This window comes from Kitasatospora sp. NPDC091257, from assembly GCF_044757675.1.
GTDB classification, from domain to species: Bacteria; Actinomycetota; Actinomycetes; order Streptomycetales; family Streptomycetaceae; genus Kitasatospora; species Kitasatospora lactacystinica.
Genome location: NZ_JBIVVI010000288.1, coordinates 1 through 8,309, shown reverse-complemented (window position 1 = coordinate 8,309; position 8,309 = coordinate 1). Strand labels below are relative to the sequence as shown.

Below are 8,309 nucleotides of genomic sequence, written 5' to 3'. Positions count from 1 at the left end.
ACTCCAGCCCGACGCGCTCCTCGTCCGCGCGCAGCACCCGCTCCAGGTGCCACAGCGGCTCGCCCTCGGGGTCGAAGTCCCCTGCCAGCGCGGGCACCCGGGCGACCGGCACGTACGTGGACTCCAGCCCGACGCGCTCCTCGTCCGCGCGCAGCACCCGCTCCAGGTGCCACAGCGGCTCGCCCTCGGGGACCTCCAGCAGCCGGGCCATCGCCGCGTCGGCGGGCAGCCGGTCCAGGGCGATCAGGGTGCGGCCCGGGCGCAGGCCCTGGCGCGAGACGCCCTCGGTGTAGCTGCTCAGGGACAGCGGCTGCTCGATCTTCGGCCCGGCCACGACCGTGCCCCGGCCCTGCCGCCGCAACCGGCCCTCCAGCAGCAGTTCGCGCAGCGCCTGGCGCACCGTCGCCCGCGCGACCCCGTGACGCTGCGCCAGATCGACCTCGGTGGGCAGCCGCCCGCCCGGGCCCAGCTCGGCGATCAGCTCCTCCAGGCGGGCCTTGACCAGGTAGTACTTGGGCACCCGGCCGTGCTCGGGGACACCGGCGCGGGCGGGCTCGGGGACGGCCCTGGGGATGGGGTGGTTCACCGCGCAAGCCTATCGAGCGCCGTCCGGGCCGGGGCCCGCCGCCCGGGCCTGCTGCTGCCGCCGGCGACCCGTGGCCCTACCCCTCGGAGGCCGCCCGGGCCGCCGGCCCGCCGTCCTCCTTGCTTTTCCCCTCACAGTCCTCCTCGACGTGGTGCCTGAAGTCCGCCAGATCGTCGATCACCCGGCGGTCGACGAAGCCGAGCGCCTCGGCGAGGTGCTCCCAGAGCCCGTGCGGCTCGACCTCCAGCTGGAGCATCACCCGGGTGGTCCGCTCGTCCACGGGGTGGAAGGTGACCACACCCCGGTGCCGCACCGGCCCGGGGCCGCTGTCCCACGCCACCCGCTCGTCCGCCACCAGCTCGGTGGTCACCGCCTCGAACTCCCTCGGCCCGGCCGCGGTCCGCACCACCCAGCTGGTGCCCGGACCCGACCGGTCGACACTGACCACCCCCCGCATGAACCGCGGGAACTCCTCGCACCTGACCCAGCTCGCATAGACCGCGCCGAGCGGCGCCGCCACCTCGACGGACTCCTCGATCCGGTGCATCGCTCCTCCTGGCCTCTCGTCACCAGCCGCCCCGGGGCGGCTTCCTGCGGAACGCGCCTGCCCGCAGAGCGGCCGGGCATGCACCGCATGGTCGATCCGGCCCTCCCGCACCTCGGGGTCCCGCCGGTGTCGTCGTCCGTTCGTGCGGCGAGGGTGCCGGTGTCGGTGCTGGTCAGGGCTCCTCGGCGCTGTATAGCCTGACGGGGCGTCGGGCCGGACCGGGAAACGGAAGTTCGATGACGAACTCCCTCGGCGGCGGAAGCGGCACCTTTCCGGTGTCGAACAGTGCGCGGACAGGCGAGCCGCGCGGCCGGAAGGGGCAGTGGCGTGGACTACGGACTGATGTCGTTCGGATCGGCCCTCGGGGAGCCCGTCGCCGTCGCGGACGTGGCGTCGGAGTACACGAAGGACGTCGAACGCGTCCTGGCGTACGGCTACCGCACCGTCCACCGCAGCCCGGCCGGGGTCGGGCTCACCGACCTGGCCGTCGACGCCGCCCGGGCGGCCCTGGACGAAGCGGGCACCGACCCCGCCGAGCTGGACCTGGTGGTCCTCGCGATCACCGACATCCCCGAGTACCTGTACTGGGACGCGGCCGCGAGCCTCCAGGACCGGCTGGGCGCCCGCCGTGCCGAGGCGGTCCTCGTCGGCCAGGGCTGCGTCAGCGGCATCACCTGCTTCGACCTGCTCGCCGGCCGCTTCGCCACGCACCCCGAGTACCAGCGGGCGCTGGTGGTCGGGGCGAACCGGACGTGCGAGCCGTACTGGAACCGGATGCACACCAACTCACTGCTGTTCTCCGACGGCGCCGGTGCCGCGGTGGCCGGGCGCGGCCACCCCGAACTGCGCTGGCGGGCCAGCGAGACGATCAGCGACGGCCGCTACGTCGACCTGTTCCGGATGGACCGGGGCGGGGCGGCCGACCCCTTCCGCGGCGGTCGGACGCCCCCGCCGGCCCGCGACGCCTGGGGCCTGATGGAGTTCTTCGACTACGACGCCGAGCGCTTCCAGGAGTTCGCCGGCCTGATGGGCGAGCGGGTGCACGAGGTGGTGGCCCGGGCCTGCAAGCGGATCGGCGCGTCCGTCCCGGACCTGGCCAGGGTGGTGCTGCTCAACGACAACCTCGGCACGCTGACGAAGCTGGCCGACCGGCTCGGCGTCCCGGTGGAGCGCACCAACCTCGAAATCTCCCTGGAGCGGGGCCACTTCGGGGCCGCGGACCACCTCCTCGACCTCCATCACCACCGCGCGTCCGGGCACTTCGGCGACGGCGACCTGATCGCCCTGGCCGGCATGGGGCGCGGCATGCACTGGAGCTGCACCCTCCTGGAGTGCTGACGCCACGAACTGACGTGAATAGCCGGAAGGTTGGCCGTGCACACAGGCTGTTGCGGGTGGCCGAACCGTCCCTATACTGCCGTTGCCCGTCGACCAGAACCGGCCGCGGGCATCCGCTGCCGCGCCCGGTCAGGGCGGCCGGCCGGCCCGTACGAGGGAGAACCGATCATGGTCAAGCACTACCTCAAGTACGCCTTCAGCACCCTCACCGCCGCCATGTTCCTCCACATGGTCTGACCTGATCGGGGCCTGATCCGATCGACCCCGGCCGGGGCCGGGTGGCGTACCGTCCGACCCTGGCCTGGGGAGTCCGCTTGTTCGCGACCGCGCTGAGCCAACTGCGTTACGGCGCAGCAATCCTGACGAACCGTCGAATACGCCCGAACGACCTGGAACGCCTCGCGCGGGACCTGGTCGCCACCATCGCCGAGTTCGGCGAGCCCGGCGAGGACTCCGCCCTGCTGCCCGGCCGGGCCGGACACGTCGACCCGCAGGTGCGGCGCGAGGTGGCCCGGCGCAGCCTGCGCGCCACCGCCCGCGCCGCCGCCCGGCACACCGCCCACTACCGCCGGCTGTTCGCCGAACTCGACCTCGACCCGGCCCGGTTGGAGCCCGAGGACTGGTCGCGCGTCCCCGTCACCCCCAAACAGGCGCTGCGCGCCCTGCCCGCCGCCTTCGTCTCGGACGCCGCCACCCCCGTCCTGATGGCGCTCACCACCGGCACCAGCGGCACCCCCACCGCGGTGTGGTTCTCCCGCGCCGAACTGGAGTGCGCCGTCGCCTTCAGCACCATCTCCGCCGTGCTCGGCCTCGGCCTGCGCCCCCGCCACACCGTCGCCTACGCCGGCTGCTCCCGCGCCACCCTGCCGCTGGTCAACGCCGAGGAGTCGGCCACCCGCGCCGGCGCCGGGTTCGTCCAGTTCGGCACCGTCGGCCCCGCCGTGGCCCTCGACCGCCTCGCCGCCCCGCTCGGCCTGCCCGGCAAGGACCCCCAGATCACCCACCTGACCACCTCCGCCTCCTACCTGGCCGCCCTCGTCCAGGAAGCCGAACAACGCAAGTGGCGCAGCGCCGACTTCGGCCTGCGGTCGATCAGCGTCGGCGGTGAGGTGCTCTCCGCGCCCCTGCGCCGCCGCGCCGAGGAGGTGTTCGGCGCCACCGCCACCTCCGCCTACCTGATGACCGAGATCCTGCCCTCCGGCGCCACCCCCTGCACCCGGGGCCACCTCCACCACACCACCGAGTTCGGACACCTCGAAGTCCTCGACCCGCTCACCTGGGAACCCACCGCCCCCGGCGCCACCGGCACCGTCGTGCACACCCCCTACGTGCCCTACCGCGACTGCACCCTGCTGCTGCGCTACGCCACCGGCGACCTCGTCCGCCTCCCCGCCGAGCCGCCCACCTGCGAACTCGCCCACCTCCCCGCCACCTCCGAGATCCTCGGCCGCTGGAACGGGCCGCTCAGCCGCACCGTCACCACCCGCGAGGTGCTCGACCTGGTCGAGGCCGAACCGGAGGTCCCGCTGCCCGCCCGCCACGCCCTCACCGAAGGCCCCGACGGCCCCGGCGGACCCGCCCGCCTGCACCTGCTGGTCGACCGCCTGCCCGCCACCGCCCTGCGCGGCCGCCTGGAGGAGCGCGCCCACGCCGCCGGCCTGCGGCTGTCCGACATCGTGCTGTACGAGGACCGCGCCGCCATGCCGCCCACCGCACCCCTGCGCGCCGACCTGCGCGAGCACACCTTCGACACCCTCGACACCGCCGGCGGCCCCGGCGCCCTCGGCACCCCACCGGCACCCCCGGCATCCCCGGCACCGTCGACGGCCCCGGCCGCGGGAGGAACCGCATGACCGTCAGCCCCGCCGCCCTGGCCGCACTGAGCGCCGCCGTCGCCGCCGAACTGGCCCTGGCCGCCTGGTACCTCGCCCGGATCCGGATGCCCCGCCCCCCGGTCGGCGTCTACACCGGCGGTGACATCGCCGTCCTGTGCGCCGGCGTCGTCCTCGCCCCGCTGCTCTACACCGCCCTGCCCGGCGCCGCCGTCTCCGCCGTCTTCGGCCTCGTCAGCTGCCTGGCCGTCCAGTTCACCCTCGCCCCGCTGCTCGCCGCCACCCGGCTGCGCGCCGCCCCCTGGTCCTGGGCCGCCGCCCTCACCGCCACCGCCGCCACCACGCTCGCCGCCCTCACCGGCCACCCCGGCGCCGCCCGGGCCGGCAGTGACCTGATGATCGCCGCCGCCGTCGTCGGTGTCGCCAACCTCTGGACCCAGAGCGGCCTGCGCTCCGTCCACACCGCCGCCCTGGCCGCCGTCCTCACCGCCTACGACCTCGCCGCCACCACCCTCACCGACACCACCGCCCGCTTCTTCGAACAGGTCCAGGACCGCCCCTTCGCCCCGATGCTCGCCCTCACCGGCGGCCCGGCCCCCGTCGCCGTCGGCCTCGGCGACCTGCTGCTGCTCGTCCTGTACCCGCTGGTCGCCGCCAAGGCCCACGGCCGCACCGCCGCCGTCGTCGCCGCCCTCGTCGGCCTGCTGACCACCAGCGCCGTCAGCGCCTGCTTCGCCCTCGGCCGGCTCACCACCGGATTCCCGCTGCTCACCGCGCTGGGCCCGCTGATCGTCGCCCAGCACCTGTACTGGCGGCGCCGCTCGGGCGGCGAGCGGACCACCGCCCAGTGGCGCGAGGGCCACCCGGTCCCGGTTCCTTCCGGTGCCGGACCCGGCACCGAGCCCGGCGCCGCCCTCGCCGCCCCCGTCCCCGAGGGCACACCCCCGGGCACCTGGCTCGCCCTCGCCGACGGCCGCGTCCTCGGCACCGGCCCCACCCCCGGCCACGCCCGACGCGACGCCCGCCGCAACGGCGCCGGCACCCCCACCACCGCCCGGCTGGTCTGACCGCCCCCGGGCGCCGATGTCAGTGCCGGCCGTCATGATTCCCGCATGATCGAGACCGCAGCACCGCTCTCCTCCCCGTCCGCGTACGCCGACGCCGTCGCCGCCGCCGTCCGGGCCGCCGCCGCGTACTACACCGACGGTTCCACCCCGCTCGGGGACGACGAGTACGACGCCCTGCTGCGGGCCATCGCCGCCTACGAGAGCGCCCACCCCGACCAGGCCCTGCCCGACTCGCCGACCGGAAAGGTGGCCGGCGGCGCCGCCACCGGCGACGTCCCGCACAGCGCGCCGATGCTCTCACTGGACAACGTCTTCTCCGCCGAGGAACTGGAGTCCTGGGCCGCCGGCCTCGAACGGCGCCTGGGCCGGCCGGTCGCCGCCTGGTGCGTGGAGCCCAAGCTCGACGGCCTCGCCGTCGCCGCCCGCTACCGCGCCGGGCGCCTGCAGCAGCTCATCACCCGCGGCGACGGCCTCGCCGGCGAGGACATCACCCACGCCGCCGACGCCGTCCTCGGTCTGCCCGCCGAGCTCACCGAGCCCGCCGACATCGAACTGCGCGGCGAAGTCCTGCTCACCCAGGAGCAGTTCGAGCACGCCAACCGGGTGCGCGCCGAGCACGGCGCCACCCCCTTCGCCCACCCCCGCAGCGGCGCCGCCGGCACCCTGCGGGCCAAGGACCGCCCCTACAGGATCGAACTGACCTTCTTCGCCTACGACGCCGTCGGCCCCGAGGGCCTCGACCACAGCGCCCTGCTGGACCACCTCGCCGCCCTCGGCGCCAACACCGCCGCCACCACCGACGCCCGCCCGCGGCACTGCGCGGGCATCACCGAGGTCCAGCAGCGCATCGAGGAGATCGCCGCGCTGCGCGCCGAACTGCCCTTCGGGATCGACGGCGTGGTGGTCAAGGCCGACCTGGCCGCCGACCGCGCCGAGGCCGGCCTGGGCTCGCGCGCCCCGCGCTGGGCGGTGGCCCGCAAACTGGCCGCCCAGCACAAGGTCACCCGGCTGCTCGGGGTGGAGTGGAACGTCGGCCGCACCGGGATCATCGCCCCGCGCGCCGTCCTCGAACCCGTCGTCATCGACGGCGTCACCGTCACCTTCGCCACCCTCCACAACCCCGCCGACATCGAACGGCGCGGGCTGATGATCGGCGACCAGGTCTTCGTCTACCGCGCCGGCGACGTGATCCCCCGGGTGGAGGCCCCGGTGCTCGACGCCCGCACCGGCGCCGAGCAGCCGATCGCCTTCCCCGAGGCGTGCCCGCGCTGCGGCGACGCCATCGACACCAGCGAACAGCGCTGGCGCTGCACCCGCGGCCGCAACTGCCAGGCCGTCGCCTCCGTCCTCTACGCGGCCGGCCGCGACCAGCTCGACATCGAGGGCCTCGGCGGCACCCGCGCCGTCCAGCTCGTCGAAGCCGGCCTGGTCGCCGACCTCGCCGACCTGTTCACCCTCACCCGCGAGCAACTGCTCACCCTGGAACGGATGGGGGAGACCAGCGCCGACAACCTGCTCGCCGCGATCGCCACCGCCCGCACCCAGCCGCTCAACCGGGTCTTCTGCGCCCTCGGCATCCGCGGCACCGGACGGACCATGTCCCGCCGCATCGCCGCGCACTTCGGCAGCATGACGGCGATCCGCGCCGCCGACGCCGAAACCCTGGCCGGCGTCGACGGCATCGGCACCGAGAAGGCCCGCGTCGTCGCCGCCGAACTCGTCGACCTCGCCCCGCTGCTGGACCGCCTCGCCGCCCTCGGCGTGGGCACCGCCGTCACCGCCCCGACCGCCCCCGCCGCCGCGGCGGGGGCGAGCGGCACCGGCGACGGGAACGGCACCGGCGACGGGAACGGCACCGGCGAGGGGAGCGACGGCGGTGGCGACGGCGGACCGCTGGCCGGTGAGGCCGTCGTCGTCACCGGCAGCATGACCGGCGCCCTCGCCGACCTCTCCCGCAACCAGATGAACGAACTGATCGAACGCGCCGGGGGCAAGGCCTCCTCCTCGGTCTCCAAGCGCACCACCCTCCTGGTCGCGGGCGAGAAGGCCGGCTCCAAGCGCGCCAAGGCCGAGGAACTCGGCATCCGCATCCTCACCCCCGAGGAGTTCGCCACCCTGGTGGCCACCCACCTGGAAGCCTGACGGCCGGCCGGCGCTACGGGGGGTTGCCGTTGGCGGCGAGGCGGGCGCTCATGTCCGCGTGGGCGCGCTCGGAGCGGGTGTTGGCCGGGTCGTGGACGAGGCGCAGGTAGTCGTAGAGGATCCGCACGCACGCGTCGCGGGTGGAGCAGGGCGCGTCGGGGGCCAGGTCGAGGCCCCTGGTGATCTCCATCAGCCGGCCGTCGGCCGCGGCGTACACCGGGTGCCAGACGAGCCGCACCGCCGGGTCGAGCGCCATGACCACCCGCAGCTGCGGCACCTCCTGCGCGATCAGGACGCTCTCGGGGTCGTAGGCCCGCAGGAAGATGTGGACGGGGCCGCGGGCGCGGCTCACGAAGGCCTTGGACAGGACGTTCCACATCGGCGTCTTGAGCATCCAGTCCGGGGTCAGCGCCAGCCGGTCGACCACGCCGCCGAAGGCGGTGGCCTCCAGCGGGGTGTGGCCCTTGGCGAGGGCGTAGTCGCTGATCTCCCGGCCGCCCGACCACAGGGCCAGCGTCGGCGTGTCGATCTCCAGGTGGTCGCCGACGACCTTCACCAGCTCCTGGTACCAGCTGTTCGACGCGCGGTGGTCGCGCTGGTCCTGGCGTTCGGTGAACCGCGCCATGGCCTCGTCGTTGAGCCGTCCCTGGTCGGCGATGCCGCCGAGGACGAGCTGCCAGGCGATCTCCGTGACGTCCCCGGAGAAGCCCGCCCGGGCCATGTCCTCGCGGAACGTGCCCCACTCGCCGTGCCCGGTGGGGTCGGCGGCGTCGCGCCGCGCCTGCTCCCTGACCCCG

General features: G+C 75.1%; 7 protein-coding genes. 4 read left to right on the top strand and 3 right to left on the bottom strand.

Translation table 11 applies throughout. The annotated features are described in order from the left end of the window. On the bottom strand, nt 1-586 hold a 586-nt coding region (locus ACIQOV_RS15855; protein ID WP_401048930.1), incomplete at its 3' end, for a GntR family transcriptional regulator. A 76-nt stretch (nt 587-662) separates the two neighbouring features. After that, complete coding sequence (locus ACIQOV_RS15850; RefSeq protein ID WP_401048928.1) at nt 663-1,133, bottom strand: SRPBCC family protein; 471 nt, start codon at nt 1,131-1,133, stop codon at nt 663-665. Nucleotides 1,134-1,460: 327 nt separating this feature from the next. Between ACIQOV_RS15850 and ACIQOV_RS15845 the strand changes: the two genes are divergently transcribed. The 4 genes from ACIQOV_RS15845 to ligA all read left to right on the top strand — a co-directional run bounded on the left by ACIQOV_RS15845 (nt 1,461) and on the right by ligA (nt 7,512). Further along, nucleotides 1,461-2,471 carry a 3-oxoacyl-ACP synthase III family protein gene (locus tag ACIQOV_RS15845; protein ID WP_401048926.1) on the top strand — a complete coding sequence of 337 codons (1,011 nt, stop codon included), beginning with the start codon at nt 1,461-1,463 and terminating at the stop codon, nt 2,469-2,471. A gap of 314 nt (nt 2,472-2,785) precedes the next feature. Continuing rightward, complete coding sequence (locus ACIQOV_RS15840) at nt 2,786-4,324, top strand: phenylacetate--CoA ligase family protein (RefSeq protein WP_401048925.1); 1,539 nt, start codon at nt 2,786-2,788, stop codon at nt 4,322-4,324. Next, complete coding sequence (locus tag ACIQOV_RS15835; RefSeq protein ID WP_401048924.1) at nt 4,321-5,370, top strand: hypothetical protein; 1,050 nt, start codon at nt 4,321-4,323, stop codon at nt 5,368-5,370. Before ACIQOV_RS15840 ends, ACIQOV_RS15835 begins: the two co-directional genes overlap by 4 nt. A gap of 45 nt (nt 5,371-5,415) precedes the next feature. Next, on the top strand, nt 5,416-7,512 hold the full coding sequence (gene ligA / locus ACIQOV_RS15830; RefSeq protein WP_401048922.1) for an NAD-dependent DNA ligase LigA: 2,097 nt from the start codon (nt 5,416-5,418) through the stop codon (nt 7,510-7,512). 13 nt (nt 7,513-7,525) lie between these two features. Here the strand turns inward: ligA and ACIQOV_RS15825 are convergent. Continuing rightward, nucleotides 7,526-8,309, bottom strand: a 784-nt coding sequence (locus ACIQOV_RS15825; RefSeq protein WP_401048920.1) for a hypothetical protein, incomplete at its 5' end; no start/stop codon positions are given.

Bases quoted from the DNA above. Each gene is read 5' to 3' on its own strand.
- ACIQOV_RS15835 (WP_401048924.1), top strand. From the start codon at position 4,321: ATGACCGTCAGCCCCGCCGCCCTGGCCGCACTGAGCGCCGCCGTCGCC.
- ACIQOV_RS15850 (WP_401048928.1), bottom strand. From the start codon at position 1,133: ATGCACCGGATCGAGGAGTCCGTCGAGGTGGCGGCGCCGCTCGGCGCG.
- ligA (WP_401048922.1), top strand. From the start codon at position 5,416: ATGATCGAGACCGCAGCACCGCTCTCCTCCCCGTCCGCGTACGCCGAC.